The following is a 26795-nucleotide window of genomic DNA, read 5'->3' as shown; positions in this document are numbered from 1 at the left end:
GGGTGTCTCCAATGCTCAGCGGAGGTAGGGGCCGGCGGTGCCGACCCGGCCCGGCGCGGGGTTGCCGGGCAGCGACAGCACGTAGACGCGCATGGCGCCCTTGGCGGTCACGGTGGCGGTGAGGGTGCCGCCAGTGACGGTCTGCACGTCACCGGTGACGGCGTCGGTGTAGGTGCCGTTGGGGATGCCGGTGAAGGTGGCGGTGCTGGAGATGGCGACGAGGACGAAGCTGTCCACGCTGCCGGCGGTGTAGCGGCGCTTGTACGCGATGCCGCCGGAGACGCCCGCGGTGGAGTACTGCCCCATCTGCAGTGCCGGCACCGCGCGGCGGATCTGGTTGAGTCGCTGGACGTGCTGCACGAGCGGCTTGCTCAGCGTCGTGGCGACCGGGCCGCTGGCGCTGGCGACGGTGCCGTAGCCGGAGGCGACGACCGTGCCCTCCACATAGGACCCGAAGTAGGCCCGGCCGGTGTTCGCCAGGGGGCACGTCGGGCCGCAGTCGATCTGCTTGCCGGCCTGGAACTCGACCTCCGAGCCGTAGTAGAGGACCGGGACGCCGCGGAACGTCCACATGAGATCCATGTTCTCGGCCCACGCGTCCGTCCCGCCGGCGTAGCGGGTGCTGGACTTGTTGGGGCCGTAGTCGTGCGAGTCCACGTACACGGCGTTGTACGTGGCGTCGTTGACGCTGTCGTCGGAGTCCTTGCCGTTGTTGAAGGCGTTGGCGGCGTCACCGAAGTTCATGTGCATCCGCATGTCGATGATGTTCATGCCGGAGAACTGGCTGTGGTCCGGCGCGTGGTAGAGGTTGCCGTTCAGGAACGCGTTCGTCGACGTCGGCTGGTTGCCGGTGCCCTGCAGGTTCTCGTAGTTGAACTGCTCCAGGGCCGCGGTCGCGTCGTCCGCGCTGTAGGTGCGCCGCTCCTTCCACGTGTAGAACTGCGCGGAGTGGTTGACGGAGCCGCGGTTCCACTTGTCGTTGACGAACGCGGCGACCTCGCCGAAGACGTAGAAGTCGTTCGCCTTCGCGGCACCGTACTTCTGGACCAGGTGCTGCTGGAGGGCCGGCAGGAAGCGCCGGTTCCAGGTGACCCGCGGGATGTGCACGGCCGTGTCGATGCGGAACCCGTCGACGCCCATGTCGATGTAGGAGTTGTACGCGTCGATGAGGTACTGCTGCACGACCGGGTTCTCGGTGTTGAAGTCGGCGAGGTCGTCGTGCAGCCAGCAGGAGCGGGCGTCCTCGCCTTCCCAGTTGCCGATCCAGCACTGGTGGTACAGGTCGGCGGGGAACATCTTCGCCGTCGGGCTCGGCCACTGGCAGTGGTGGTTGGCGTAGCCTTCGGGGCTGAACGTGCCGTTGGTCTGCCCGTAGTTCGGGCAGGTGTTGCCGGCCGGTGCGGTGGTGGACCACAGGTCGCCGTTGTAGGCGCGGCCGAGCGCGTTCTCCTCCAGCGGGTTGTACGTCTTGCCGGGGACCTTCTCGCTGTACATCCAGTCCCACTGCCCGTCCCGGGCGCCCCACACGGTCGGCACGTACAGGCCCTTGGCGCCCCAGCGGGAGCTGTGGTTGTAGACCACGTCCTGGTAGATCTTCAGGCCCTTGGCGTGCGCGGCGTCGATGAGGTTCTGGTAGCTGGCGCCGGGCGACTCGAGGCGTGGGTCGACGCGGAAGAAGTCCCAGCCGTGGTAGCCGTGGTAGTCGTAGTCGGACCGGTTGAGCACGACCGGCGTGATCCAGATCGCGGAGAAGCCGAGGCCCTTGATGTAGTCGAGCTTGTCGACGAGGCCCTTGAAGTCGCCGCGGAACATCGGGTCGTTGTTGGCCGCGTTGCCCGACTTCACGTGCTGGCTGCCGCCCCTGTCGTTGGAGGCGTCCCCGTCGTAGAAGCGGGCGGTGAGCACGAAGTAGATGCTCTCCTTGCGCGGGTCGCCGCCGAGCATGGAGCCGCCGGCGGGCAGCGGCGGCGCGTCGCCGGTCGTGACGGTGACGGTGCTGGACGCGCCGGAGAGGTTGCCGGCGGCGTCGACGGCCTTCACGGTGTACGAGTAGCTGGTCCTCGGCGCGAGCCCGCCGTCGATGTACCCGTTGGTGGCGGTGGTGAGCACGGTCGCGCCGGGGTTGCGGGTCACCTGGTAGCCGGTGACACCGCGGTCGTCGGTCGAGGCGGTCCAGGCGAGCGTGACGGTGACGTGGTCGGCGGTCGCGGTGACGCCGCCGGGGACGCTCGGCGGGGTCGTGTCGGGCGGGACGGCCGCGCACGGGTCGGTCGCGCCGCCGGTGACGACCCCGCCGGCGACCTTCGACGTGCCGGCGCCGATGCGGTAGTTGGCGCCGTTGTTGTTGTCCCACGTGCCGGATCCGTTGTTGAACACCGCCTGCATGCCGGTGGCGGCGCCCAGCGCGACGGTCTTCTTCACCCAGCCGGCGCAGGCGACCTCGTTCATCGCGACGCCCGGCACCGCGGTCCACGCCTCGCCGTTCGGCGCGTAGTGGATGTTCACCACCGGCCAGTTCCTGCCGGCGGTGGAGTAGAAGACGGTGGCGGTGTTGCCGGTCGGCGGCGGGGTCGTCGGCGTCGGCTGGCCGCCGCACGGGTTGCCGGTGCCCGCGACGCCGCCGGCGACCGTGACGTCGCCGGTGCCGAGGGCGTAGTTGCGGCCCGAGTTGTTGTCCCAGGTGCCGGCGCCGTTGTTGAAGACGACCTGCAGGCCGTTGGCGGACCCGAGGTCGATGGTCTTGCTGTACCAGCCGGTGCAGGCCGGCGTCATCGCCACGCCCGGCACGGCCGTCCACGCGCCGCCGTTGGGCGCGTAGTGGATGTTGATGGTGGTCCAGGCGGCGGCGGGCTTGTAGTAGACGGTGACGGTGGTGCCCGCGGCGGCGAGGGCGGGGACGACGAGGAGGGACGCCAGCAGCGTCAGGACGGCGAGCAGCAGGGCTCTTCTTCGGGACACGGGGTGCTCCTTGCGTGCATCGATGCGGCGGCGGACCGACCGACGTGACAGCCTGGCGGGGCATGGCAGCGCGTGGAGGAAGACTGATCTGGCCGATTGACACATGTCAAGCTTCTTGCAAAAATCACCAACTCCTCACCGGACAGATCCGGGCTGAGCTGCTGAAACGTCGACGCCATCTTGCAAAGATCAACAGGTCTTTACCGGCGCGTTACGGGAAGCTAGCATCAGGGCGCTCTTGCAAGACCTTGCAACTCCTGCAAGCCGCCTACAGTGGAGCGTATTCGTGAAGCGTCCCCTCATGCTCGCGGCGGTCCTCGCCCTGACCGCCGTCGGGCTCAGTGCCCCGCCCGCGGCGGCGTCCCCGGACCGCGGCGACGTCACCGCACACCTCTTCCAATGGCCGTGGCGCGACGTCGCCCACGAGTGCCGCACCACCCTCGGCCCGGCCGGCTACGCCGCCGTGCAGGTCACCCCGCCCCAGGAGCACGTCGAGTTACCCGCGCAGGGGTATCCGTGGTGGCAGGCGTACCAGCCGGTCAGCTACAAGCTCGACAGCCGCTACGGCAACCCCCGCGAGTTCGCCGGCATGGTCGAGGCCTGCCACCGCGCCGGGGTCAAGGTGTACGTCGACGCCGTCATCAACCACATGTCGGGCCAGACCACCGGCGGCGTGGGCAGCGGCGGCACCCGGTTCGGCAAGTACGACTACCCCGGCCTGTACGACAGCACGGACTTCCACCACTGCGGCCGCAACGGCGACGACTGGATCCACGACTGGAACGACGCGTGGGAGATCCAGCACTGCGAGCTGCTCGGCCTGTCCGACCTCGCGACCGAGCAGGAGGACGTGCGCACCGACATCGCCGGCTACCTCAACGGCCTGCTGCGCCTCGGCGTCGACGGCTTCCGCATCGACGCCGCCAAGCACGTCCCGGCGGCCGACCTCGCCGCCATCAAGGCCAAGCTGAAGCGGCCCGCGTACCTCTACCAGGAGGTCCTCGGCAACGCCCCGATCCCGAAGTCCGACTACCTGCCGGTCGGCGACGTCATCGAGGACGCGTACGGCCAGCAGATCAGCCGCGTCGTGAAATCCGGCAAGCTCAGCTGGCTCGACCAGTTCGGCGAGGCGTGGGGCTTCTCCCCCTCCGCCACCGCCGTCGTCTACGTCGACAGCCACGACACCGAGCGCGACCAGAGCGGCGCGACCCTCACGTACAAGGACGGGCCGCTCTTCGCGCTCGGCAACGCCTTCTCCCTCGCGTGGCCCTACGGGCACCCGCTCGTGCTGTCCAGCTACGGGTTCACCAGCACCGACGCCGGGCCGCCGGGATCGTCGGCCACCGGCGACCTGGGCGCCGTGCGCTGCGGCGGGGTCACCAGCGGCCCCGGCGGCTGGCTCTGCCAGCAGCGGGACACCGCGACCACCGGCCTGGTCGGCTTCCGCAACGCCGCCGGCACCGCGCCGGTCAGCCACTGGTGGAGCGACGGCGACAACGCGATCGCCTTCGCCCGCGAGGGCCGCGGCTACATCGTGCTCAACCGGGAGAGCACCGCCGTCACCCGCACGTTCGACACGGGCCTGCCGGCGGGCGTCTACTGCGACGTCACCCGCGGCACCGTGCGCGGCGACCGGTGCACGGGCCCGACCGTCACCGTCGGCAAGGGCGGCGCGCTGACCACGACGGTGCCCGGCCTGAGCACCCTCGCGATCGACGTGCGGCACCGCGTCTCCCGGCCCGTCGCGGCTCCCGCGGCGGCGGTGTCGTTCTCCGCGTACGCGGTGGTCGCCCCGGGCGAACGCCTCGTCCTCGTCGGCAACGCCCCCGCCCTCGGCGCCTGGAACCCCGCGAACGGCGTGCGGCTGTCGTCGAGCGGCTATCCACAGTGGACCGCGCGGGTCCAGGTCCCGGCCGGCACCGCGCTGGAGTACAAGTACGTGAAGCTCGCCGCCGACGGCACGGTCACCTGGGAGAGCCGCCCCAACCGCACGGAGACCGTGCCCGCCGACGGCTGGCTGTCCACCTCGGACGGCTGGGAGGCCGGCGCCACCGTCCAGGGTGACGTGACGCTGCACGTCGCCGAGGAGCCGGGGCAGCAGCTGTTCCTCGTCGGCGCCGCGCCTTCCATCGGCTCGTGGAACCCGGCGAACGCCGTGCCGCTGACGAAGGCGGCGGACGCGACGTGGACCGGCCAGGTGACCCTGCCGGGCTCGGCGGTCGTCGAGTACAAGTACATCCGCAAGGACGCCGCCGGCACCGTCACCTGGGAGAGCGACCCGAACCGCACGGTCGCCACCCCGTCGGGCGGCAGCATCGCCCTGAACGACACCTGGCGCTGACCGGCAGCACTTTCGATCCGATCGACAGAAGTCATGGACATTCGAGCAAAAGTCTTCTAGCGTGGCTGACACATCGAGGGCCGTCACCGCAAGGTGGCGGCTCGCGGTGCCCGTGTCGCCCTTCGGCGAGCGCGCGGGAGTTCTCAGGGCGGCGCACCGTGCCGCCGGACAACTCCTACCCTCTGGAGCGCTCGATGAGGAGAACCGTCCTCGGCGCGGCGGCCGCCGTCCTGGTCGCGGGCCTGCTGCCCGCGACGCAGGCCCGCGCCGCCGTCCCGCCGCAGGAACCCGGCGTCACGCTGCGCGTCTTCGACGTGCAGACGCCGCTGAGCTCGATCTGCACCCTCAAGACCGGGCAGACGCCGAACATCGACAAGCTCATGCCGACGGTCAACTGGAGCACGGCCGCCGACTTCGGTCTCGAGGACCTGTTCCAGGCGCAGGTGACGGGCAACGTCAACGTCACCGCCGCCGGGTCGTACATCTTCCGGCTCACCAGCGACGACGGCTCCCGGCTGCTCGTCGACGGCGCGACCGTCATCAACCACGACGGGCTGCACGGGGCGACCGCCATGGACGGCACCGTCACCCTCGGCACCGGCTACCACGCGATCCGGATCGACTACTTCGAGCGGACCGGCGGGCAGCAGCTGACCCTCGAGTGGCGGCCGCCGGGCGCGTCTGGGTTCACGGTCGTGCCGAACTCGGCGCTGAGCACCGACGCCGGGGTCGTGCGGGTGACCGCGCCCGGGCGCAAGGAGTGCGAGGGGGCCGCCGACAGCCCCGGCGACGGGCTGCCGCTGAACGCTGTGCATCCCGGGTACACCTTGACCAACCTCCGCCCGAACGGCTTCCAGCCGCAGGTGAGCGCCATGGACTGGCTGCCCGACGGGCGGCTGGCGATCACGACCTGGGGCGGCAGCAACACCACCGTCGGCGAGGTCTACCTGCTCAGCGGCGTCACCGGCGCCACATCGCCCGCGCAGGTGACCTACACCAGGATCGCGACCGGCCTGCGCGAGCCGATGGGCATCAAGTACGTCGACGGCAAGCTGTACGTGTCGCAGAAGCACGAGCTGACCGAGCTCAACGACACCAACGGCGACGGCCAGATCGACCAGTACCGCACCGTCGCGACGTGGCCGTTCGACGGCAACTTCCACGAGTTCGCGTTCGGGCTGCTGTACAAGGACGGCTACTTCTACCTGAACCTGTCGGTGTCCATCAACCAGGGCGGCGCGACCACCGACCCGCAGGGATCGCCGAACCGCGGCACCAGCCTGAAGATCAACCGCAGCACGGGCGCGGTGCAGTACGTCGCCGGCGGCCTGCGCACCCCCGACGGCATCGGCTGGGGCCCGGAGGGCGACATCTTCGTCACCGACAACCAGGGCGGCTGGCTGCCGGCCTCGAAGCTGGTGCGCATCAAGCAGGACCGGTTCTTCGGCCACTACACCAACCCGGACGGGCCGTTCGACAACCAGCCGGTGACCGCCCCGGTGCTGTGGCTGCCGCAGAACGAGATCGCCAACTCCCCGAGCACCCCGCTGCTGCTGTCCAGCGGCCCGTTCGCCGGCCAGCTGCTGTTCGGCGACGTCACCTACGGCGGCATCCAGCGCGCGTACCTGGAGAAGGTCAACGGCGAGTACCAGGGCGCGGTCTTCCGGCTCACGCAGGGCCTGGAGATGGGCGTGCTGCGGCTCAGCCAGGGCCCCGACGGCGCGCTGTACGCCGGCGGGCTCGGCGCGGGCGGCAACTGGGGTCAGGAGGGCAAGCTCACCTACGGCCTGCAGAAGCTCACCCCGAACGGCGCCTCGGCCTTCGAGATCAAGGCGATGCGGGCGATCGCCGGCGGCTTCGAGCTCGAATACACCCAGCCGGTGTCCTCGGCGACCGCGGCCTCCTACGTGGCCAAGCAGTGGCGCTACGTCCCGACCCTCGCGTACGGCGGCCCGAAGGTCGACGAGGAGACGCTGCAGGTCACGTCCGCCACGCTGTCCGCGGACCGGCTCAAGGTGACGCTGCAGCTGGCCGGCCTCAAGCCCGGCCGGGTCGTCTACCTGCGCTCCCCGCGCCCCTTCACGTCCACCACCGGGGCGTCGCTGTGGAGCACGGAGGCGTGGTACACGCTGAACAGCCTCGTCGACGGCACCCTGGCGCAACCGGGCCGGCTCGAGGCGGAGCACGCCGGCCTGAGCGGCAGCGCGCACGTCGCGACCGACCACAGTGGATACACCGGGTCGGGTTTCGTCGCCGGCTACGGTACGGCCGGCGCGGCGACCACGTTCAGCGTCACGACGCAGACGGCCGGCGCGTACGACGTCAACCTGCGCTACAGCAACGGCCCCAACCCGTCGCCGGGGACGAAGACGGTGAGCCTCTACGTCAACGGCGCGAAGGTCCGCCAGGTCAGCCTCGCCAGCACCGGCGACTGGGAGACCTGGGCCAACGCGGTGGACCGGGTGACGCTGCGGGCCGGCGGCAACACGATCGCGTACAAGGTGGACAGCGGCGACATCGGCCACGTGAACCTCGACAGCCTCACCGTCGGCCTGCCGCCCGGCGACCGCACCGGCACCATCACCGGCGCGGACGGCCGGTGCGTCGACGTCAGCAACGCCGACACCGCCAACGGCACCAAGGTCCAGCTGTGGGGCTGCAACGGCACGACCGCGCAGAGCTGGACCCGCACCGGCGACACCCTGCGCGCCCTCGGCAGGTGCCTGGACGTCAGCGGCGGCAACACCGCGGCCGGCACCCCGGTGCAGCTGTGGAACTGCAACGGCAGCGGCGCCCAGGTGTGGCAGGCCCAGCCCGACGGCGCACTGCTCAACCCGCAATCGGGCCGGTTCCTCAACGCCAGCGGCGCCGCCCTGCAGATCGGCGACGCGCGGCAGGTGTGGACGCACAACGGGGTCAGCCGGGTGCAGCTGTTCGACGGCGGCAACCTCAACGCGTTCGCCGCGTCCGACGGCAGCGCGGCGACCTGGCCCGTGTCCGGCGGATCGGTGGAGGTGCTCGGCGGTGACCTGCGCACCAAGCAGACCTACGGCGACTTCAAGCTGCACGTGGAGTTCTGGCTGCCGAACCTGCCGCCCGAGGTGACCGGCCAGGCGCGCGGCAACAGCGGCATCTACCTGCAGGACCGCTACGAGCTGCAGGTGCTCGACACGTACGGCAAGGCCACCCTCGCCACCAACGAGTGCGGCGCGATCTACCTGAAGCGGGCACCGGACAGCAACCCGGCGACGGCACCGGAGACGTGGCAGACCTACGACGTCACGTTCCGCGCCGCCCGCTGGAACGGCGCGACGAAGACGGAGAACGCCCGCGTCACCGTCGTGTGGAACGGCGTCGTCGTCCACAACGACGTGGCGGTCGACGGCCCGACCGGCAACGGGGCCGCCGAGTCCGCGGCCGCGCTGCCGATCCGCCTGCAGGACCACAACGACCCCGGCGCCAACGTCCGCTACCGCAACATCTGGATCGAGCCCGCGTAGGGCAAGGGCGTGTCTGGTAAGTCGTCGACCTGGTTGGCTGCGTGTCGGTGATAGATAGGAAACGAGGTCTCCGGTAGGTGGGTCAGCGACCAGGCAAACCTGAATACCGGAGACCTCGTGGCCAGCTTGGCGGTGACGAGGCGGCACGATCTCACCGGCGCGCAGTGGTTCGACCCCGAGCGCTACAAGCTGGAGGAGAAGGGCCTCATCGAGCGCGCCGTCGACCCCGCCGACACGCGGGCGAGGCGGCTGCGGGTCACGGACCGGGGCGCCGAGGTCGCCCAGCGCGCGATCGAGGTCGTCGAGGCCGCCGATGCCGCGTTCTTCGCCGGTACGGACGCAGCCGCCGTCATCCGGACGCTCAAGCCCCTGGCGGGCCGCTGACGGGCACGGCGGAGAGGACCGGCACGGCGGAGAAGAACTGGCGGCCGCCGCGCAGGTGCCGGTCGAAGCGCAGCCCGGTGGCGAGGAGGGCGGCGCGCATGTCGGCGTTGCTGAGGCGGCGGAGCGAGTTACGCAGCTCCCAGGTGGTGCCGCCGCGGCGGTAGGTGTTGTGACCGTCCAGGACCGTGCCGTCGAAGGACTCGATCTCGAACGTGACCTCGAGCGGGCCGAGCCGGCCGGTGAACCGCACCGCCGTGTCGAACCACGACGGCGGCAGCCAGCGCAGCACGACCAGGCCATCGGGGGTGACGTGCCGGCGGCACGCGGCGAGCAGCTCGTCGCGCAGCGTGACGTCTGCGGCGTTGACGCGGGTGGTCGCCGCCAGCACCACGGGGAAGCGCTCGCCGAGGTCCAGGCCGCCGAGGTTCGCCTGCACGGTGCGGGCGTCGCGGACCTGGGCCAGCATGCCCGGCGAGTCGTCGACGACCACCACCTCGTGACCCAGTCCGGTGAGGCCGTTCGCGAAGCGCCCGCCGGCGTGGCTGAGGTCCAGGATCGCCGCGCCCGGCGGGACCTTGGTGTGGACGAAGGCCGGTTCGCCGCCGTCGGGCAGCACCGCGTAGAGACCGACGGGGCGGCCGTCGGCGGTGACCTCGGACATCAGGCAACCATGCCATGCGCAGACGGTTGTCGTGCGCCGCTTGCGGCGCATGGGGGGCCCGCGGGGTGGGAACCCCCCGCGCGGGACCCGCCGCTTGCGGTGGGGCAGCTGGTGACAGCATGATTGCCCGCGACATGACCTCACTCGACCTCTGTTACGAAAGCCTCGACGGGTTGTCCGTCGGCGACGCGGTCGGCGCCCAGTTCTTCGTGCCGGGCACCACGCTGTCCCACATCACCGAGGCCGCCGAGCCGCCCGGCGCCTGGCCGTGGACCGACGACACGGAGATGGCCTGCTCGATCGTCGACGAGCTCGCGGTGCACGGGCGCATCGACCGGGACAGGCTCGCGTCGGCGTTCTCCCGCCGGTACGAGCCGTACCGCGGCTACGGCGGCGGCGCCGTCGTCGTCCTGCACCGGATCCGCGACGGCGTGCCGTGGCGGGAGGCGGCCCGGGACGCGTTCGACGGCCTCGGCTCGATGGGCAACGGCGCCGCGATGCGGGTCGCGCCGCTCGGGGCGTTCCACGCCGGGGACTCGCGCAGCGCCGCGCTCGACGCGATGCGCAGCGCCGAGGTCACCCACGCGCACAGCGAAGGCATCCTCGGCGCGGTCGCCGTCGCCGTCGCGGCCGCCGAGGCGGGCTGGGGGCGGCTCGTCGACGCGCCGCTGGAGCCCGGCGAGCTGTTCGACGCGGTGCTCGCGTACCAGGTGGACAGCCAGGTCAAGAGCGGCCTGGAGCGGGCCCGCCGGCTCGTCGACGAGGGCGCGGGCGTGGCGGAGGCCGCGTACGTCCTGGGCAACGGCTCGCAGGTGCTCGCGCAGGACACGGTGCCGTTCGCGCTGTGGGCCGCCGCGACCCACCTCGCCGACTACCGCGCGGCGATCCTCGCGTGCGTTGAGGCCGGCGGCGACGTCGACACGACGGCCGCGATCACCGGCGGTGTCGTCGCCGCGGCGGTCGGCCGCGACGGCATCCCGAAGGACTGGCTCACCCACCGCGAGCAGCTGCCGGGCTGGGTCGCGGCACCCTGAGGCCGCGATGCAAACTTTCCGGCACCGACGGCGTCAATGGCGGTGAAGGAGGTGCCACGTCGTGGAGACACCCGAGGAGGCCGAGTTCTCGGCCTTCGTCGAGCAGCGCGCGCACGCGCTGCTGAAGACGGCGTACGCGCTGACCGGGGACCGGCACGCCGCCGAGGACCTCGTGCAGAACGCCCTGGCGAAGGCGTTCGCCCGGTGGCGGCGCATCGACGAGCCTGAGCCGTACCTCCGGCGGATGATCTACAACGAGTTCGCGTCGGGGTGGCGCAGCCGGCGCCGGCAGGCGGAGGTGACGGTCGCCGAGCCGCCGGACCGCGCCGGCACCCGGCACCTCGACTCCGACACCGCGCTGCGGCTGCTGCTGCGCGACGCCCTGCGGGCGCTGCCGCCCCGGCAGCGGGCGGTGCTGATCCTGCGGTACTTCGAGGACATGAGCGTGGAGGAGACCGCCGAGATCCTGTCCTGCCGGGTGGGCACGGTCGCCAGCCAGGCGTCCCGCGGCCTGGCGAAACTGCGCGAGCTCGTGCCGCAGCTCGACTGGGTGGAAGTGGGAGGTCGGCACTGATGCGCTTCGAGCGGCTGCTCCACGAGACGATCGACGAGATGGCCGGCGAGGTCCACGCCCCCGGCGCCGGCCTCGCCGCCCGCAGCATGGCCAAGGGCCGGCGCATCCGCCGGACCCGCCGCCTGGCCGTCGGCGCCGCCGCGGCCGTGGCGGTCGCCGCCGTCGCCGTGCCGTGGCTGGCCCTGCCGCACCGGGACGGCGCGGCGCCCGTGGTGCCGGCCGCGTCGGTGACGGCGTCCCGACAGGCGTCACCCGCGGCGACACTCGCGTGGGGGTCGGGACTCCCCGGTGGCTGGGTCGTGACCAAGATCGGCGACCGGGTGCTCGACCGGGCGACCGGCGAGCTCGTCGCCACGTCCGGCGTGGTGTGGCCGGCGCCGGCCGGCAAGCGGGTCCTCACCGTCGTCGCCCCCGAGAAGGTACGGATCAGCGACGTCCGCGGCACGAACCCGGTCACCGTCGACACCGCCGGCTTCGTCGGCGACTACAGCTGGAACGCGATCGGTGACCGCCTCGTCGGCGGGATCAGCCAGAAGGAGCCGTTCCAGGTCGGGTTCGCCGTCATCGACGCCGGGACCGGTGAGGTGCGCCGACACTGGATCGACCACGACCGGTACGACTGCAGCGAGTGCACCTTCACCTGGACGCGCGACGGCGGCGGCGTCACGCTGCCCATCGCCGACCGCTCCGGCGGTGAGGCGGAGGAACGTGTCGACCACCTCCAGTACTTCGACGCCACGTCCGGCGAGGCCAGAAGCTTCGCGCAGGTGCCGGCGATGCCGTCCGGCCCGTTCTCGTGGTCTCCGGGTGGCCGGTACGTCGTGGCCGGCCCCCCGGTGCCCGAGGCGTCGGCGGGCTGGCGGCGCTTCGACACCACCACCGGGCAGAGCGTGCCCTTCCCGGGGCCTGCGGTGTGGGTGACCGCCGACGTGCTGCTGGCCGTGCGGGACGGCAAGGTGCTCGTGGTGACCCCGGACGGCACCGTCACCGCCACGCTCGACGTGCCCGGCGCCGAGCCGGGCACCGCGATCAGCATCGGACCGCCGGGCTAGCGGGGCACCCGCAGCGGCCGCTCGACGGCGTCCTGGGCCGCCAGCAACGCCATCAGGTCGCGGTACGCGGCCGGGTCCAGGTCGCCGGTCAGCAGCCGGTCGAACGCCTTCGCCTCGCGGCGGGCCAGGACGGGGCCGGCCGGGCGGGGCGGGGGGAGCGGGCCGAAGCGGGCGGCGAGCCACCTGGCCGCCCGCGGCTCGTACGCGCCCTCGAGACGGTGGTGCCGGATCATCCACGCGTGGAGGGCGATCAGTACCGCGTACGCCACGGCGACGAACAGCACGACGAGCACACCGAGCAGGGTATCCCCCCGACGTGCGGGGCCGGTGAATTGGCCGCCGCTCGAATCCGCCGATAGTGTTGCGGACCGCAGCAAAAGAGCGGCGACAGCGCACAGGGGAGGAGCGGGACCGCGTGGTGCAGGAGTGGCAGCCGGACCTCTTCGACAGCGGCCCGGTCACCAGCTCCGACCAGCCCGAGGTCCGTTCACCGGCCGCCGACGCGTCGATGCGGGCCCGCTGGCGGGCGCTGATCCTCACCGACCCGGTCGCCCGGCTCGTCCGCAACGCCGCCCACGCCAGCGTCCACCAGGCCTACGACCTGCGCCAGCTCGCCCTCGCCGCCGTCGACATCGCGGTCGCGTCGATGGGGTTCGCCAGGCAGATCACCCTCGCCGAGCTGATCGAGTCGACCGCCGAGCTCGCCGCCGTCATGCACCCCGGCGGCGCGGCCGACGACCACCAGGACGCCGCCCGCTGGGTCGTGAAAGGCCTGCTCAACGACGCCGACAACCAGGGCGCGTTCGTCTACTCGTTCGTCGACGCGCACGCGTTCCCGCCGCGCCGCGAGGAGTACGCGTTCAAGCTCCTGCAGCTGCAGGACGGCCCCGACGGCGCGGTCGTGCTCGCCTCCCACCAGGCGGTCATGCTGTACCTCAACGGCCTCGACCTGGACGTCGACGACGCCGAGGCCGCGTTCTCCGTCGTGCTGCAGCGCCAGCTGCGGGACCGGCGCTTCGAGGCCGCCGCCCGCACCGCCACGCAGGCCGAGCGCGTGTCGGTGGCCATGTCCGCGTCCCTCGCCGACGTGCTCGACGCGACCCGCCGCGACGTGCGCGCGTTCGACTGGATCACCGACGTGCCGCACCGCCTCGCGCGGGCCCGCGAGCACGTCGAGGCCCGCATCGCCGCCGACGCCGAGGTCCTCAACCACGTCGCGGCGGGCATCGACACCGAGACCGACAGCGCCGTGCGGCAGGCGTCCGGCGACCTCGTGGAGACCCTGCGCCGCATCCGCCGGGTGCACCTGGACCTCGCGGAGCGGGTCGCCGGCGCGCGGGGCGTGTTCCTGCAGGCCCAGCTGAGCCAGGTCTTCGCCCGCCGGGTCCACCTGCGGCTGCTCAACATCGAGCCGGAGCTGTTCCACCCCGTGCTCGACGCGCCGGCGGAGCAGGCCCGGGTCGTGGCCGAGACGTTCGGGGACCGGGTGCTCGGCCTGCGCGTGCCGCGGCTGCTGCACCTCGACGGGCTCGTCGACATGCTGCTCGCCCCGCCCCGCGCGGCCGAACCCGCCGACCAGGAGACCGAGACGCCCGGCGACGTCGAGGGCGTCGACCTGCAGGCCTACCCGCCCGCGGTCGTCGCCGAGGCCACCCGCATCCTGCGCCGCGCCGCGGACGAGCCGGTCCCGCTGTCGGCGCTGCTGGACTGGGCCACCGAGGCCACCGAGGCCACCGAGGCCACCGACGGCGGCGACGACCTGCGGGAGCTGGTGCTGCTGACGGCGCTGTGGTCCTACGCGCCCGACGTCGGGGACCCCGACGCCAAGTCCGACCTCACGGCCCTCACCGAGGCGCTGTCCGCGGAGCGCTCCGGCGACCGCCTCGACCATCCCCTCGCCTGGGGCGACGACCTGCTGGTGCGCTACGAAGGAGGCCTGGACTCGTGACGGTCCCGATCGAGGACGTGTGGTCGGCGGCCGAGCTCGTCGCGTTCGGCCTGCGCACCGGCGCCCGGCCCACCGACGGCAACACCTACGGTCAGCTGCTGGAGCGGTACCGCACCAACACCGCCTTCCGTGACGCGGTCGACACCGTCGCCGGGGGCCTCGGCCTCGTCGTGCTCGGCGCGCCCGCCCGCACCGGCCTGGTCCTGAGCACCCAGCCGGGCAGCGTGTTCGCGCTGCGCATGGCCGACCTGCGCGGCGGCAGCATGAGCGCCGACGACAAGCTCATCGCCGGACTCGTCGTGCTGGGCATCGCCGCGTACGCGTTCCCGCACGACGTCGACCTCGACACCACCGACGTGAAGATCGTGGAGGTCGCGGCGCTGGACCGGTTCGTCCGCGACGCCGCCGACCGGGTCCTCGCCCTGACCGGCGACCCCGACACCGTCGACGGGCAGGCCCGCAGGGCGGCCGAGGTGTACCGGCGGACCGCCGCGTTCAAGCCGAAGGACCGGCTGCCGGGGCCGGCGCGGGGGTGCACGCAGTTCGCGGTCCTCGAGGTCCTGGGCTGGCTCGTCGAGCGGGGCGCCGCGCGGCAGGTGCCGCAGATGGGCGCCGGCTCGTTTCAGCTGACCGACCGCTTCCGGCTGCTCGTCGCGGACGTGGCCGGCGGCGAGGCCCTGGAGGCGCTCCGCTCGGTGCGCCGCACCGCGACCGCGCCGGGCCCGGCCGCTTCGGACGCGGTCAGCGCTACCGGCGGGTCCACTGTGGAGGGTGTGTGATGGCGGCGCCGGCGAGACTGTGGCAGATGCGGCGGGTGTACCTCGACCGGGTGGGCTCACCGGCGGCGCGCTTCCGCGACGTGTGGCTCGACCTGACCGGCAAGGACGGCACGCCGCTGGACACCATCCTGTGGATGCGCAACGGCGGCGGCAAGTCGACGCTGATCGCCCTCATCTGCGCCCTGATCCGGCCCGACCGGCGGGACTTCCTCGCCACCGCCACGACCGGCCGGCACCTGGAGGACTGCATCCTCGGCGCCGACACCGGCCACGTCGTCGTCGAGTGGACCGACCCGACCGGTCGGCGGCTCGTCACCGGCGCCGTCTACGAGTGGACCGACCGCGTCCAGCCCGCCGACCCCAACGCCGGGCACGACCGGCTGAAGCAGACCTGGTACGCCTTCACGCCCGAGGTCGAGATCGAGTCCCTGCCGTTCGCGACCGCCGACTTCAAGGAGTTCGTGCGGGCCGTGGAGGCGCTGCCGGCCGCCGCCGAGGCCGTCGTCACCACCAAGCAGGACCGGTGGGCGCAGGCGCTGCACGACCGCGGCCTCGACCCGGGCCTGTTCACCGCCATCCTGCGGATCAACGCCTCCGAGGGCGGCATCGAGCACCACTTCAAGTTCAGGACGTCCGACGACTTCGTGCAGTACCTGCTGAGCCTCGTCACCGAGCCCACCTCGGCGACGAAGGTCGCCACGATCCTGCGCGGCACCCGCGAACGGCTCGCCCGCCAGCCGCGCCTGCGCGCCGAGGTCGCCTTCTGCGACGAGGCCGTCGACCTCCTCGACGTCCTCGACCGGTCCCGCGCCGCCGTCACCACCGCCACCACCGAGGCCGCCGCCAACCGGCAGGCGGCGGTGCGCCTCGCCGCGTCGTTCACCGGCGCCGCCGCCCTCGCCGCTGCCGCCGCCGGCGAGCACGAGGCAGTGGCCGGCGCCGCCGCGCTCGCCGCCACCGACGCGGAGACCAGGGCGGCGACCCTCGACGTGCTGCTGCGGGAGGAGCAGTGGCAGGCCGCTTCCCGCAGGCACGCCGACGCCCGCACCGCCGTCGAGGACGCCGCCGCCACCGTCCTCGCCCGGCGCCGCGTGCACCGCGCCTGGCAGCTCGTCCCGCTCCTCGTCGACCGCGACCAGCTCACCTCCCGCCTCGCCGCCGCCCGGGGCCGGCAGCGGGAGGCGGAGGCGGGCGCCGCCCCGCTGCGGCAGGCCAGGTCGGAGGCCGCCGCCGGGTACCTGTCGGCCCTGCGCGACGCGTGCGCCGAGCTCGACGACACCGTCGCGACGCTCACCACCCAGGCCGCCGACGCCGCCGAGCAGCAGGCGAAGTCCCGCGCCCTCGCCGACGGCCTCCGCGCCGACCTGGGCGGACTCACCGGCCGGCAACGCGCGATCGAGCAGTACCTCGCCACCTTCGACCACGACGTGCGCGCCGCCGCCACCGCCGGCCACCTCACCACGACCACCGACCCGACCGCCGACGCCCCGATCACCGCCGACCCCGCCGCAGACCCGGCCGCCGCCGGCCACCTCGGCGTTGCCGGTCACGTCGGTGCCGCCGCGGAGGACGCGGAAGCGGTGGGCACCGTCGAGCGGCTGGGGGCGGCGCTGGCCGCGGCCCGCGCCACCGACGAGGAGGCGGCGCGGCGGCTGGCGGAGGAGCTGCCGGCGGAGGCGGAGCGGCTCGACGCGGACCGGGCCACACACGAGCGGGAACGCGCCTCGGTGCACGCCGCCGTCACCGAGCTGACCCGGCAGCTGGCCACGCTCGACAGCGTCCGCACGCCGCTGCTCGCCGAGATCGACGCCCTGGCCACGGACCCGCGGCTCACCGCGCTCACCGAACGCGACACCGTCGACCCCGTCGGCGAGCAGCGGCTCCTCGTCGACCAGCTGTCGGAGGCGATCGTCGGCGCCGACCGGCAGCGCATCCAGCTCGCCGTCGCCGACGCCGAGGACGACCGGGCCGTGCAGGCGCTCGCCTCGCCGCGCGGGCTGCTGCCCGCCGCCCTCGACCTGGCCCGCGCCGCCGACGTCCTGGCCGCCGAGCGCATCCCCGCCAGCACCGGCTGGCACCACCTCGCCGACCGGGTCCCGCAGGACCGCTGGGCCGCGCTCGTCGACCGGGTCCCGCACCTCGTCGGCGGCCTCCTCCTGCACGACGAGGCCGACCTCGGCCGCGCCCGCGCGGCCCTGCACGCCGCCCGGCTCTTCCCCACCAGCGCCGTCCAGGTCTCCACCACCGCGCACCTCGACGCCGCCATAGGGGAGTCAGGGGAGCCGGGGCCGGGGTTCGTCCTGGAGCCGGCGCCCGCCATGTACGACCGGACCGCGGCGGCACGGGAGGCGGACCGCCGGGCCGAGAGCCGCCGGGACCGGGGCGAGCGGGTCCAGGAGCTGCTCGACGCCCGCGACCACGACCTGCGGCTCAAGGACCAGCTGCGCCAGCTCGCCGACCGGTGCCCGCCGGGGCATCGCGAGCACCTCGACGCCGAGCACCAGCGGATCGGCGAGCTGCTGCGCGGCGCCCGGAGCCGGGCGGTCGAGCTGGACGGCGCCCGCGGGGAGCTGGACGCCCGCGCCGGCCGGCTGCGCCAGGCCCAGCAGCTGCTCGCCGAGCGGCGCCGGATCCTGGCCACCCGCCTCGGCGTGCTGCAGGACCTGGCCCGCCGGGCGCCCGAGGCCGACCGGCAGCGCGCCGAGCTGCGCGGGCTGCCCGCCGCCCGGACCGACCTGGAGGGGCAGCTGGAGCAGGCGGAGGAGCAGGAGCGCGGGCACGCCACCGTCGCCGCCCGCTGCACCTCGGACGCCGAACAGCACCGGAGCACCGCCAGGGGCCACCGCGCCAGGATGGACGAGCTCCGCCGGGTCGCCGAACCGGCGCCCGGCGCCGGGCCGGCCCGCGAAGGCGCCGGCGCGGCGGCAGGCATCGGAAAGCCGGTGAGCCTCGCGGCGGCGATGAGCGCGTACCAGGCGGCCGACGAGGCGTACACGCGCCGCTCGTCCGGCGACGCCCTCGAGGCCACGATCAGCGAGATCGGCCGGCGGCTCGACGCGCTCGACCGGCAGGCGCGGCAGTTCAGCGCCGAGGAGCACGAGACCGCCGCCCGGCTCGCCGCCACGCCCGAGGCCGCCGACCCGGCGCTCGTCGCCCGCGACACCGAGCTCGCGGAGCAGGAGCACTTCGCGGCGCGGGCGGCCGCGACCCGGGCCGAGGCCGAGCGCGACGCCGCCCGCCGGGACCTCGCCGACCGCGGCGCGAGCCGCCCGGCGCCGGAGGAGCTGTCGCCGGCCGTACCGACGCCGCAGAACCTGCAGGAGCACCTCGACGCCGCCGGTGAGACCGTGCGGGTGGCCCGCGAACGGCAGGCGGCGGCCGTGCGGGCGGCCGAGGCGCAGCACCGCCGTGCCGCCGACTTCCAGGGCCTCGCCGGGGACCTGGAGGCCGACCTCGGCGAGCACGACCCCGTCGCCGCGCCACCGTTCGACGGCGACGTCGACGCGGCGCGGGAGGCGGGACGCGCCGCGCGGCGGGCGCTGCAGGCGGCCGAGAAGGCGGTCACCGCCGTCCGCAACCAGCTCGCCGCCGAGGTGCACCGCGTCGACCGCTGGGCCGGTGAGGAGCGCTTCGCCGCCGTCACCGCCGAGGTGCGGGACCGGTTCCGCGGCGAGCGCACCGCCGACCTGCCGCCGGAGCTGGCGGGGGAGCTGCGCACCTACCGGCACGCGCTCGCCGGCGAGCTCGAGGCCGTCGACAAGGACAAGCACCTCGTGGTGACCGCGCTGTGCGCCGAGGTCCGCGAGGGGCTCAAGACGCTGCAGCGCGCCCAGCACCACGCGCAGCTGCCGCCCGGCCTCGCCGACCACCTGCGCAACCGCCGCTTCCTCGACGTCGGCCCGCGATCCACTGTGGACACCACCGACGCGACGCTGCGCAGCCGGGTCGAGCGCCTCGTGGAGCGGCTCGTCGCCCGCCAGGAGAACATCCCCGACGGGCTGACGCTGGTGTGGGAGGCGACCACCGCCGTCGTCGGCCGCGGCAACTTCACCGCCCGCGTGCTGAAGCCGTCGACCGAGCTCGGTGAGGACCGCCAGCCGGTCGAGCTGATGAGCAAGTGGTCCGGCGGGGAGAAGGTCACGATCAGCCTGCTGCTGTTCTGCATGCTCGCCCGCCTGCGCGCCGCCAACCGCGGCGGCGACGTGCCCGGCCTGGGCGTGCTGCCGATGGACAACCCGCTCGGCACGGCGAACTACGTCGCGTTCCTGGACCTGCAGCGCCGGGTCGCCGCGGCGAACGGCATCCAGCTCGTCTTCCTGTCCGGCCTCGGCGACATGCGCGCCGTCGGCCGCTTCCCCAACGTGGTCCGGATGCGCAACACCCACCACCGCGGCCGCAACTACGCCCAGGTGCAGGAACGCGAGCTGAACGACGACCAGGTGATCGAGGGGATCACCACCGCCCGGCTCACGTTCCCGCACCAGGAGACGCTGCTCTAAGCCGTGTTTGGTACGTCGTCGAGCTGGTTGGCTGCGTGTCGGTGATCGATAGAAGGCGAGGTCTCCGGTAAACGGGGCCGGCGGCGCGGTGACGCTGCCCGGCGCGCTCGCGGCCTACCGGGGGCTGCGCGACACGGTAGGTTGAGGCGCATGACCGCCGCCGCCGCGCACGCCGTCATTCAGTACGCGGAAAACGACGGGCGCCTGGCCGCCCGGATCGCGCTGCACCAGAACCACGGCACCAACCCGCAGAGCTGGTTCGACTGGCTGGCCGAGCGCCTCGGCCTCGCTGGCGACGTGCTGGAGGCCGGGGCCGGCACCGGCGCGCTGTGGTCGTATGCCCGCACCGAGGCGGTGCGCACCCTGACCCTGGCCGACTTCTCCGCCGCGATGTGCGCGCGGCTGACGGCGGTCCCGTCCGCCCGCGTCCTGCGCGGCGACGTGACCCGGCTGCCGTTCGCCGATGGGGCCTTCGACACGGTGCTGGCCAACCACATGCTGTACCACCTCGACGAGCCGCCCGCCGGCGTCCGCGAGCTGGTCCGAGTCCTACGCCCGGGCGGTCGCCTGATCACGACGACGAACGGCCGCGCCCATCTGGCCGAGCTCGACGCCATCGGCCCCGCGATCGGCCGGCCCGACCTGCAGCTGGCGGGCCGGCTCGGCGACTTCAGCGCGGAGTCAGCTCCGGCCCTGATCGAGCGCTGGTGTACCGGGGTGCGCGTCGAGCGGTACCACTGTGACCTGCGCATAACCAGGGTCGAGCCGGTCCTGGCCTATCTGGAGAGCCTCGCCGACACCCCGCTGACCCCGTCCGAACGCGCCGCCGCGGCCGCTTACGTGCAGGCCCGCATCGACACGGAGGGTGCATTCCACGTGGGCAAGCACTCGGTCCTCACCACCGGCACGAAGCCCTGAGCCCTTCACGTCGGTGCCGGCGTGCCTGGCGAGCGCCGGCTGGTTGGGCGCCTCGGCGGCCCGGTTGAGCCACCAGGCGCTGGCCAGCAGCACGAACTGCACGTGCGTCAGCTCGAGCGGCCCGAGCGCCGCCGCGATGCCCCGCTGCCAGCGCAGCGTGACGTGCCACAGCAGGAACCCCGGGCTCTCGTCCGGCCGCAACGCCATCCTCTACGCCCCTACCCGCGCCTGCGCGATGAGGGCCGCGACGACGTCCGGGAAGTCGCCGGTGATCGCCGGCCCGAGCCGCGGCCCCAGATGGCTCCCCTTAGTCTCCGCGCAGCTTGTCTTCGCGGAGACCAAGAGCAAGCGGTCAGAGTCCCAGGAGCGCGGCGGCGATGATGCGCTGGGAGCGGACCGGCTGGTCGCTGCCGCCCATGTGCAGGGTATTGACGGAGAAGACCAGGCGCGAGGACAGGTCCCGGGTCGCGGCCATCCCATTGTTGTAGCCGGGGCGGTCGCCGCTCTTGCCCCACAGCGTCAGCGGGCCGACGGGCAGCTTCGTCAGGCCGGCGCTGTACACCGCGTCCTTGTCGTCGGACGGGTCGTCGTTGCCGTCGTACAGCTTGATCCCCGCGGGCACGGTGAACATCTCCGACAGCTGGGGCTCCGGCACGAGCCGGCCGCTGAACAGGGCCACCATGAACCTGTCCAGGTCCGGCGCGGTCGAGACGATCGACGCGGCGGACCACTGCAGCGACGTGTCGGCGCGGGTCACGTCGACCCAGCCGGCGTCGGTCGCCTCGTAGCCGTGGGCGTGCGGGCCGCGGATCTCGACGTCCCGGCCGGGCGCGGTGGTGCCGCGCAGGCCGAGCGGCTCGACGATCCGGCGCTGGATCTGCGACTCCCAGGTGCGGCCGGTCACCTTCTCGATCAGCAGCCCGGCCACGATGTAGTCGACGTTGCCGTACCGCTGCTTCGTGCCGGGCGTGAACGCCAAGGGCTTCGCCGTGTCGATCTGGCTGCCCTTGGCCCACCGGTCGTAGCGGTGCTCCAGGAACCACGCCGACTGCTTGTTGGGGACCTCGACGTGGTTGATGCCGCTGGTGTACGTGAGGACCTGCCGCACCGTCACGGGTGCCGTGCCGGCGGGCAGGAGGTCCGGCAGGTAGTGCTGCACGGTCTCGTCCAGGTCGAGCCGCCCCTCGGCGACCAGCTGCAGCGTGACGACCGCCGTGAACGTCTTCGTCATGCTGCCGATCCGGAACCTGCCGTCCACCGGCACCGTCCGTCCGGTGCGGACGTCGGCGATCCCGGCGGTGCCCTGCCGGCAGCCGCCGGCGTCGTGCAGCAGCAGGATCGCCCCGGACGCCTCCGCGTCCGGCAGCCCCGCGATGGCCTCCCTCAGCGGGGTCCCGGCGGCCACGGGCGTGCACCGCTCCCCGTGCGTGCCGTGTGCCTGGGCGGGCACGGCCGTCCCGACGACGAGCGCCGCCGCGACGAGTGCGGCACCGAGTGCGCGCATTTGCGGTCACCTCCAACGATAGGTGGAAATCTGTCCCTCCCACCCTTTCGCCGCAGCCGCCGCACGGGCATCCGGGGTTTACCTCCGCGGGTCCCCGAGAACCGCCCCCGAGAATCCGTCAGGGTCCTCCACCCACGGCAGGTGGCTCGCCCCGTCCAGCACCACCCTGCGCACGTCGGGCAGCGCCGCCACCAGGGAGTCGACCGCCGACCGCGGCCGCAGGTCCGCGCTGCCGTCGACGACCAGCACCGGCACGCGCAGCTCCCGGCACCGCGCGGCCAGGTCCGTCTCCCGCAGCCGCCGCGCGATCTCGGCGTTGATGGTGGCGCTGCACTCCCGGTTGATGTCGAACCACGGCGTCGCCATCGCCTCGGCGTGCTCGGCGGCCCGCTCCCGGTCGGGGAACTCGGCGGTCCACAGCCGCACCACCGACGCCCGGTCCCAGCCGCTCAGCACGCCGCCGAGGTTGCGCCGGAACGCCGGCTTCCACGTGTCCTCGTCGCCGATGCCCGTGCCGGCGACGTACACCAGCCGCCGCACACGATCCGGATGCCCCAGCGCGTATTCGAGGGCGAGGTGCGCACCCCACGAGTGCCCGAGCAGCGTGGCCCCGCCGCCCGCGTGCTCTCCGATGACGTCGTCCAGATCCTGGAGGCTCTGGTCCAGGGTGTACGGCCCGCGCCGCTCCGACCGCCCGCAGCCACGCTGGTCCCAGCGGACGGTCCGGTGGTGCCCGGCGAACATCGTGGCAAGGTCGCCGGCCATGTCCCACAGCCCCGGCCCGCCGTGACAGAACACGAGCGGCGGCCCGTCCCCGCCGACCTCCGTCCACAGTCGACACCCGTCCCGGGTCAGCACAGCGCCGCCTCGACGATCCGCTCCGGCGGCAGGGTCGCGTCGACCGGGTGCAGGATCCCCAGCGCCCGGTAGTGCTCCAGCGCCGGCGCGACCATGGACCGGTAGTTCCGCACTCTCATCACGGCGAGTCCGGGGACGTCGGCACCGGGCCGGAACAGCTCTCCGGCGCAGCGGTCGCAACGGTCCGGCAGGGCATCGTCGACCTGCCACACCCGGCCACAGCCGCGGCAGATCCGCTGGCCGTCGAGCCTGCGGACGACCTCCGCGTCCGGCAGCACCAGATCGACGACGCGGTCGAGGGCGACGCCCCGCTCGGCGAGCCCGGCGGCATGGGCGGGGTCCCTCGGGAAGTTGGCCAGGACGAAGCCGTCGCGGTGCAGGTGCGGCAGCAGGATCGACAGATACAGCTCGTCCGGCACGATCTCACCGGCGTTCATGAACCGGCCAGCCTCGGCCGCGAGGGCGGTGCCGGCACGGAACTCCGCCTGCATGGCATCGCCGATGCTGACGGCAGCGACGCCGAGGCGCGCCGCGATCATGTCCGCGATGGCCCACGGGTCCGTGCCGGGGACGCCGATGACGGCGAGGCGTCTCATCGGGGCAGGGCGTGGAGCGCGGCGGTGGCGGCGGGCCACGGGAACGGGGGCACCGGGGTGGTCGGGTCGCTGTCCAGGGGTGGGACGGCGGCCGGGTCGAACAGGACCGTGACGCCCCAGTCGCGCAGGGTGCGCACGCTCGCCAGGAACGCGGGGTGGCGGGACAGGCCCGCGTTGGGGGTGGGGACGGCGATGACGGGGCGGCCCAGGCCGATGCCCTCGTTGAGCAGGCCGAGGGCGAGGGTGTCGCTGATCCCGGCGGCGAGCTTGTTGACCGTGTTGAAGGTGGCCGGGGCGACCACGAACGCGTCGGCGGGCGGCAGGACGTCAGGCTCGTCGGGGTTCTTGTACTGCGAGCGCACCGGATATCCGGTCTGCTCCCGCAGGGCGGCGGCGTCGATGAACTTGAGTCCGTCGGGGGTCGCGACCACGCAGACGGTCCACCCGTCGCGCTGGGCGGAGGCGACGAAGTCGGGCAGGTCGGCAGCGGGGCGCCCGCCGCAGGCAACGACGTACAGCACCGGCATCCGCCAACCCTAACCTCCGTTCGTCTCAGTTGCGGGCTGCGTACCTTCCGTGGTGGCGTACCATTCGGCGTCCGGTCCGCGTGTGGGGGTGCTTCGTGCAGGGTCAGGTCCGCTTCGCCGTCGACCTCGGCACCTCCAACACGGTCGCGGTCGTCGACCGGGGCGACGGCACGCCGCGCCCGCTGCTCTTCGACGGCAACCCGCTGCTGCCGTCGGCCGTGTTCGCCGACGCCTCCGGCACCGTGTTCGTGGGGCGCGACGCCGAGCGGCACATGGCCACCGACGCGGCGCGCTACGAGCCGAACCCCAAGGGTCACATCGACGAGGGCCTCATCCTGCTGGGCGACCGCGAGGTGCCCGTCGTCGAGCTGCTCGCCGCGATCCTGCGCCGCGTCGCGGGCGAGGCCGCGCAGACCGGCGTCCTGGCCGGCGGCACCACGGTGCTCACCTGCCCCGCCGACTGGGGCCCGCGCCGCCGCGCCGTGCTGTCCTCGGCGGCCGACATCGCCGGGCTGGGCCGGGTGACGCTGCTGGACGAGCCGGTGGCCGCGGCCACGTACTGCATGCGGGTCCTCGGCGCCCGTGTCGCTCCCGGCCGCGTGGTCGCCGTGTTCGACTTCGGCGGCGGCACGCTGGACGTCACCGTGGCCGCCGCGGCTCCTGCGGGTTCGCCCGACGCCCTGCGCGTCCTGGCCACCGGCGGCCTCGACGACCTGGGCGGCACCGACATCGACGCCGCCCTGGTCGGCCACCTCGGCCAGCAGATCGCCGCCCACGACCCCGACCTGTGGCGCCGCCTGCAGCAGCCGCGTACAGGTGCCGACTTCCGCGACAGGATGGCGTTCTGGTCGGAGGTACGCGCAGCGAAGGAGATGCTCTCCAGAGCCGCCTCCGCGCCGGTGCACGTGCCGGGCGTCGACCAGGCCACCCACCTGACGCGGGAGGAGCTGGACCGGGTCGCGGGCCCCTTGGTCGACCGCGCCGTCGACGAGACCCGCCGCGTCCTGCAACGCTCCGGCGTCCCCGCCTCCCAGCTGGACGCGATCCTCCTGGTCGGCGGCTCCAGCCGGCTGCCCCTGGTGGCGAGCCGCCTGCACGCCCGCTTCGGCATGGCCCCCATCGTGCCGGAGCAGCCTGAGCTGCCGGTCGCCTTCGGCGCCCTCCTCCTCGGCAACATCGTCACTCAGGGCGCCCCTGCGGCATACCCTTCCGCCCCACCACCCACCGACCCGCCGCCGGGCTATCCCCTCTCTTCGCCGCCCGGGTACACGACTTCCACACCCGCCGCGGGCTACCCGGCTTCCACCCCGTCTTCTGGTTACCCAGCTTCCGGGCCGCCCACGGGTTACCAGACTTCCGCCCCGCCTGCTGGTTACGCGGCTTCTGCCCCATCTTCTGGCTACCCGGCTTCTGCCTACCCAGCCTCGTCACCGTCGCCTGGCTACCCGGCTTCTGCCCCGCCTTCTGACTACGCGGCTTCCTCACCGTCGTCTGGCTACGCGGCTTCCGCCCCGCCTGCCGGCTACGCGGGTTCCACCCCGTCGTCTGGTTACCCAGCTTCCGGGCCGCCCACGGGTTACCAGACTTCCGCGTCGCCTGCCGGCTACCCGGCTTCCTCACCGTCTTCTGGTTTCCCAGCTTCTTCACCGTCTTCTGGTTACCCGGCTTCCTCACCGCCTGCGGGTTACCAGACTTCTACGCCGCCTGCGGGCTACCCGGCCTCCGGTACGTCCGGGGCCCATCCGGGTGCTGGGCAACCGGCCGGCTATCCCCCCTCGGCGAGCTTCCCTGCATCCGCACCGCCTGCGACGTATCAGACCTCCGGCCCCGGGGCGTACGCATCCCCCGCGCCGACCTACCCGCCCACGCACGGCGCACCCCCGCAGGCTCCGGCCGCCCTGCAGGCTCCGGTGGTCCAGCAGGCTCCGGTCGTACCGCAGCAACAACGCCCACAGCGCCCCTCGGTCATCATCGGCCCGGGCGTCACCATGCAGGGCAACGTCGCGATCTACGGCGACGAGGACCTGATGCCGCAGTACGCCCGCGAAGACCCGCCGGAGCGTCCCGCGGACCCACCGCCGGCACCGCCGCCCGCCCGTCCCCGCCGGAGCGGCTCAGGCTTCTCTGTCTCCCGCTTCTTCTGGCGCCTCCGTCTCATGGCCGTGCCGCTCATCATCGTCCTCGCCCTGACCCCGTGGGGCCGCGGCCTGCTCAGCGCCGGCCGCGACAAGATCGAGCAGTGGACCGGTAATCCGCAGGCGAGCGCGCCCGCCTCGACCACCCCGACGAAGGCCGCCGCTTCCGCTGCCCCCTCCACCACTGCCGCCGCCCCCGGCCCGACCGCCAAGCTCACCCCCGGCTCCGTCAAGGTCGGCACCGCCTCGGTCAAGGTCACCGGCACCGGCTTCGACAAGGGCGAACAGGTCACCATCAAGGTCAACGGCACCCAGAAGACCGTCAAGACCGCCACCTCCACAGGCACCGTCGAATGGACCATGCCGACGGCAGCCCTCACCGAGGGCAAGACCACCGTCGAACTGACCGGCTCCCGCTCCAAGCGTCCCACAAAAGCCACCCTCGAAATCACAGCCTGACTCACGGTGCGATGACGCTCGCTGTGCGTCATCGGACTGGACGGTGGGGTGTGGGGGTTGGGAGAATG

At 73.3% G+C, this 26795-nt stretch carries 18 protein-coding genes; 11 read left to right on the top strand and 7 right to left on the bottom strand.

Annotated elements, in window-relative coordinates:
- Window positions 1–15: 15 nt before the first annotated feature.
- Window positions 16–2958: a carbohydrate binding domain-containing protein gene (locus ABD332_RS23160; protein ID WP_344504143.1), complete on the bottom strand. Its 2943-nt coding sequence runs from the start codon at window positions 2956–2958 to the stop codon at window positions 16–18.
- A gap of 286 nt (window positions 2959–3244) precedes the next feature.
- On the opposite strand from ABD332_RS23160, the gene ABD332_RS23155 reads away from it, so the two are divergent.
- The 3 genes from ABD332_RS23155 (at window position 3245) to ABD332_RS23145 (ending at window position 9183) form a co-directional block, all read left to right on the top strand.
- Window positions 3245–5299 (top strand): carbohydrate-binding module family 20 domain-containing protein, encoded by a 2055-nt coding sequence (locus ABD332_RS23155; protein ID WP_344504142.1) that lies wholly within the window; start codon window positions 3245–3247, stop codon window positions 5297–5299.
- A 194-nt stretch (window positions 5300–5493) separates the two neighbouring features.
- Entirely contained in the window at window positions 5494–8799 is a 3306-nt protein-coding gene (locus tag ABD332_RS23150; protein ID WP_344504141.1) for a 3-keto-alpha-glucoside-1,2-lyase-like domain-containing protein, read from the top strand.
- Between the two features lie 117 nt (window positions 8800–8916).
- Window positions 8917–9183, top strand: coding sequence for a hypothetical protein (locus ABD332_RS23145; RefSeq protein WP_344504140.1), 267 nt, complete (start codon window positions 8917–8919; stop codon window positions 9181–9183).
- Here the strand turns inward: ABD332_RS23145 and ABD332_RS23140 are convergent.
- On the bottom strand, window positions 9161–9844 hold the full coding sequence (locus ABD332_RS23140) for a class I SAM-dependent methyltransferase (protein WP_344504139.1): 684 nt from the start codon (window positions 9842–9844) through the stop codon (window positions 9161–9163). The two genes, ABD332_RS23145 and ABD332_RS23140, sit on opposite strands and share 23 nt — an antisense overlap.
- 134 nt (window positions 9845–9978) lie before the next feature.
- On the opposite strand from ABD332_RS23140, the gene ABD332_RS23135 reads away from it, so the two are divergent.
- The 3 genes from ABD332_RS23135 to ABD332_RS23125 all read left to right on the top strand — a co-directional run bounded on the left by ABD332_RS23135 (window position 9979) and on the right by ABD332_RS23125 (window position 12504).
- A complete protein-coding gene (locus ABD332_RS23135; RefSeq protein WP_344504138.1) occupies window positions 9979–10878 on the top strand; it encodes an ADP-ribosylglycohydrolase family protein in 900 nt (299 codons plus the stop codon).
- A gap of 61 nt (window positions 10879–10939) precedes the next feature.
- A complete protein-coding gene (locus tag ABD332_RS23130; RefSeq protein WP_344504137.1) occupies window positions 10940–11452 on the top strand; it encodes a SigE family RNA polymerase sigma factor in 513 nt (170 codons plus the stop codon).
- Window positions 11452–12504 (top strand): hypothetical protein, encoded by a 1053-nt coding sequence (locus tag ABD332_RS23125; protein ID WP_344504135.1) that lies wholly within the window; start codon window positions 11452–11454, stop codon window positions 12502–12504. Before ABD332_RS23130 ends, ABD332_RS23125 begins: the two co-directional genes overlap by 1 nt.
- Here the strand turns inward: ABD332_RS23125 and ABD332_RS23120 are convergent.
- Window positions 12501–12797: a hypothetical protein gene (locus ABD332_RS23120; RefSeq protein ID WP_344504134.1), complete on the bottom strand. Its 297-nt coding sequence runs from the start codon at window positions 12795–12797 to the stop codon at window positions 12501–12503. The two genes, ABD332_RS23125 and ABD332_RS23120, sit on opposite strands and share 4 nt — an antisense overlap.
- 122 nt (window positions 12798–12919) lie before the next feature.
- Here ABD332_RS23120 and ABD332_RS23115 point away from each other — a divergent pair, with 122 nt between their 5' ends.
- From ABD332_RS23115 to ABD332_RS23100, 4 genes are all read left to right on the top strand, one after another.
- On the top strand, window positions 12920–14452 hold the full coding sequence (locus ABD332_RS23115; RefSeq protein WP_344504133.1) for a hypothetical protein: 1533 nt from the start codon (window positions 12920–12922) through the stop codon (window positions 14450–14452).
- Window positions 14449–15231: a hypothetical protein gene (locus ABD332_RS23110; RefSeq protein WP_344504132.1), complete on the top strand. Its 783-nt coding sequence runs from the start codon at window positions 14449–14451 to the stop codon at window positions 15229–15231. Before ABD332_RS23115 ends, ABD332_RS23110 begins: the two co-directional genes overlap by 4 nt.
- A 26-nt stretch (window positions 15232–15257) precedes the next feature.
- Window positions 15258–19730: a hypothetical protein gene (locus ABD332_RS23105; protein WP_344504131.1), complete on the top strand. Its 4473-nt coding sequence runs from the start codon at window positions 15258–15260 to the stop codon at window positions 19728–19730.
- Window positions 19731–19880: 150 nt separating this feature from the next.
- Window positions 19881–20648, top strand: a complete 768-nt coding sequence (locus ABD332_RS23100; protein WP_344504130.1) for a class I SAM-dependent methyltransferase — start codon at window positions 19881–19883, stop codon at window positions 20646–20648.
- A 352-nt stretch (window positions 20649–21000) separates the two neighbouring features.
- Here ABD332_RS23100 and ABD332_RS23095 read toward each other — a convergent pair whose 3' ends face one another.
- The 4 genes from ABD332_RS23095 to ABD332_RS23080 all read right to left on the bottom strand — a co-directional run bounded on the left by ABD332_RS23095 (window position 21001) and on the right by ABD332_RS23080 (window position 24133).
- Window positions 21001–22152 carry a serine hydrolase domain-containing protein gene (locus ABD332_RS23095; RefSeq protein ID WP_344504129.1) on the bottom strand — a complete coding sequence of 384 codons (1152 nt, stop codon included), beginning with the start codon at window positions 22150–22152 and terminating at the stop codon, window positions 21001–21003.
- A 78-nt stretch (window positions 22153–22230) separates the two neighbouring features.
- Window positions 22231–23010 carry an alpha/beta fold hydrolase gene (locus ABD332_RS23090; RefSeq protein ID WP_344504128.1) on the bottom strand — a complete coding sequence of 260 codons (780 nt, stop codon included), beginning with the start codon at window positions 23008–23010 and terminating at the stop codon, window positions 22231–22233.
- Window positions 23004–23606, bottom strand: coding sequence for an adenylate kinase family protein (locus ABD332_RS23085; RefSeq protein WP_344504127.1), 603 nt, complete (start codon window positions 23604–23606; stop codon window positions 23004–23006). The genes ABD332_RS23090 and ABD332_RS23085 overlap by 7 nt, the downstream gene beginning before the upstream one ends.
- Entirely contained in the window at window positions 23603–24133 is a 531-nt protein-coding gene (locus ABD332_RS23080; protein WP_344504126.1) for a flavoprotein, read from the bottom strand. The genes ABD332_RS23085 and ABD332_RS23080 overlap by 4 nt, the downstream gene beginning before the upstream one ends.
- 95 nt (window positions 24134–24228) lie before the next feature.
- Between ABD332_RS23080 and ABD332_RS23075 the strand changes: the two genes are divergently transcribed.
- Complete coding sequence (locus ABD332_RS23075) at window positions 24229–26727, top strand: Hsp70 family protein (protein WP_344504125.1); 2499 nt, start codon at window positions 24229–24231, stop codon at window positions 26725–26727.
- Window positions 26728–26795 lie beyond the last annotated feature (68 nt).

Source organism: Dactylosporangium maewongense (assembly GCF_039531485.1).
GTDB classification, from domain to species: domain Bacteria; phylum Actinomycetota; class Actinomycetes; order Mycobacteriales; family Micromonosporaceae; genus Dactylosporangium; species Dactylosporangium maewongense.
The sequence above is the reverse complement of the archived record's forward strand: the minus strand, read 5'-3'. Positions and strand labels throughout refer to the sequence as shown.

Bases quoted from the DNA above. Each gene is read 5' to 3' on its own strand.
- ABD332_RS23150 (WP_344504141.1), top strand. From the start codon at position 5,494: ATGAGGAGAACCGTCCTCGGCGCGGCGGCCGCCGTCCTGGTCGCGGGC.
- ABD332_RS23140 (WP_344504139.1), bottom strand. From the start codon at position 9,844: ATGTCCGAGGTCACCGCCGACGGCCGCCCCGTCGGTCTCTACGCGGTG.
- ABD332_RS23135 (WP_344504138.1), top strand. From the start codon at position 9,979: ATGACCTCACTCGACCTCTGTTACGAAAGCCTCGACGGGTTGTCCGTC.
- ABD332_RS23125 (WP_344504135.1), top strand. From the start codon at position 11,452: ATGCGCTTCGAGCGGCTGCTCCACGAGACGATCGACGAGATGGCCGGC.
- ABD332_RS23105 (WP_344504131.1), top strand. From the start codon at position 15,258: ATGCGGCGGGTGTACCTCGACCGGGTGGGCTCACCGGCGGCGCGCTTC.
- ABD332_RS23100 (WP_344504130.1), top strand. From the start codon at position 19,881: ATGACCGCCGCCGCCGCGCACGCCGTCATTCAGTACGCGGAAAACGAC.
- ABD332_RS23095 (WP_344504129.1), bottom strand. From the start codon at position 22,152: ATGCGCGCACTCGGTGCCGCACTCGTCGCGGCGGCGCTCGTCGTCGGG.
- ABD332_RS23085 (WP_344504127.1), bottom strand. From the start codon at position 23,606: ATGAGACGCCTCGCCGTCATCGGCGTCCCCGGCACGGACCCGTGGGCC.
- ABD332_RS23080 (WP_344504126.1), bottom strand. From the start codon at position 24,133: ATGCCGGTGCTGTACGTCGTTGCCTGCGGCGGGCGCCCCGCTGCCGAC.